General features: G+C 68.6%; 1 protein-coding gene and 2 pseudogenes (1 of these 3 cut by a window edge). 2 read left to right on the top strand and 1 reads right to left on the bottom strand.

The genetic code is table 11. From position 1 onward, the window contains the following. Positions 1-345, top strand: a pseudogene (locus BGN97_RS15020) (hypothetical protein); the annotation flags it as partial. 48 nt (positions 346-393) lie between these two features. Further along, on the top strand, positions 394-1,224 hold the full coding sequence (locus BGN97_RS15015; protein WP_292703192.1) for an undecaprenyl-diphosphate phosphatase: 831 nt from the start codon (positions 394-396) through the stop codon (positions 1,222-1,224). A 4-nt stretch (positions 1,225-1,228) separates the two neighbouring features. Here BGN97_RS15015 and BGN97_RS15010 read toward each other — a convergent pair. Further along, positions 1,229-1,876 (bottom strand): annotated as a pseudogene (locus BGN97_RS15010) (PAC2 family protein) (it continues 193 nt past the right edge of the window).

The following is a 1,876-nucleotide window of genomic DNA, read 5'->3' as shown; positions in this document are numbered from 1 at the left end:
GTGCGCGCGGAGCTGCAGCGGATCGTCGGCGACGACATCCGCATCGAGACCGTCGTGCGCGACATCGGCATGGAGACGCCTTTCACCGGCGACCTCGTGGATGCCATGGTCGCGGCCCTGGGGAAGCACGACCCCGGAGTGCCGGTGATCCCGTACCTGCTCGGCGCCGGCACGGACAACAAGGCGCTGGCCTCGATCGGCATCACCGGGTACGGATTCGCGCCGCTGCAGCTGCCCGCCGATCTCGACTTCACAGGGATGTTCCACGGAGTGGACGAGCGCGTCCCCGTAGAATCTCTTGTCTTCGGTCAGCGCGTGCTGACCGATCTGCTGCGCTCCTGCTGACCGGCATCCGTCCGGGGACACCGACGCCTCACCCTTGGAAAGCACCGCATGAACCTGCTCGAAGCCCTTCTGCTCGGCGTCGTCCAGGGACTCACCGAGTTCCTGCCGATCTCCTCCAGCGCGCATCTGCGCATCGTCGGGGCGCTGCTTCCCTCCGGTGAGGACCCGGGTGCGGCGTTCACCGCGATCACCCAGATCGGCACCGAGGCGGCCGTCGTGGTGTTCTTCTGGCGTGACATCGTGCGCATCATCGGCACGTGGTTCCGCTCCCTGACGGGCAAGGCGCCGCGCAACGACCCCGACGCGAGGATGGGATGGCTGATCATCCTCGGCAGCATCCCGATCGTCCTGCTGGGGCTGCTGTTCCAGGACAAGATCGAGACGACGCTGCGATCGCTCTGGATCGTCGCCATCATGCTCATCGGCTTCGGTCTGCTGCTCGGCATCGCGGACTACATCGGCGCCAAGAAGCGCAAGCTCGACGAGCTCACCTACCCGCACGGCATCGCCTACGGCGTGGCGCAGGCTTTCGCTCTGGTGCCGGGCGTGTCGCGATCCGGCGGCACCATCACGATGGGCCTCTTCCTCGGCTATGAGCGCGCAGCAGCCGCCCGATACGCGTTCCTGCTCGCGATTCCCGCGGTGTTCGGCAGCGGTTTCTACCAGCTTTTCAAGCACGGCGGCGAGGCCGGCCAGTACTTCAGCCTGGGGGAGACCTTCGCGGCGACCGGCATCGCATTCGTCGTGGCGCTCGGGGTGATCGCGTTCTTCATGAACTGGATCTCCAAGCGCAGCTTCCTGCCGTTCGTGATCTACCGTGTGCTGCTGGGCGGCACGCTCATCGTGCTGCTGTCCACGGGCGTGCTCTCGCCGCGCTGATCGGTCACTTCTTGTCGGGGCCGTCGCCGCGGCGGCGCAGGTAGCGCTCGAACGCCTGGGCGATGGCGTCACCGGAGGCATCGGGCGAGTCCCAGGTGTCGCGAGTCCGCTCCAGCTGGTGGATGTACTCGGTCATGTCCTCGTCCTCGGCCGCAGCGGCGTCGATGGACGCCTCCCACGCCGCGGCCGCCGTGCGCAGGTGCTCGCGGGCGGGACCCACGCCGGTGAGCTCCTCGAGCCGATCCAGCAGCGCCAGGGTCGCCTTGGGCGAGGGGGCGGCGGTCGCGACGTAGTGCGGCACGCTGGCCCACAGGCTCGCGGAGGGGATCTCGGCGCGCTCGGCGAAGTGCTCGAACACGCTCAGGATGCCCACCGGCCCCTCATAGGTGGACTTGTCCAGGCCGTGCGCAGTGCGCACCCGCTCGTTCTGGCTCGACGCGAAGATCGAGATGGGACGGGTGTGCGGCACATCCGAGAGCATCGCCCCGAGAGTGACCAGGCCCGTCACGTCGTCGCGCAGTGCCACGTCGATGAACTCCGTGGCGAACGCCTGCCACGCCCGCGCCGGCTCCGACCCGGTGAGCAGCCACAGCTCCGGGCCCTCGGCCGTGCTCGTGGGGCGCCACAGCGTGGCCTCCGGCCAGTGCATCGC

This window comes from Microbacterium sp. 69-10, from assembly GCF_001897945.1.
Taxonomy (GTDB): domain Bacteria; phylum Actinomycetota; class Actinomycetes; order Actinomycetales; family Microbacteriaceae; genus Microbacterium.
This window is presented reverse-complemented; position numbering and strand designations above follow the sequence as displayed.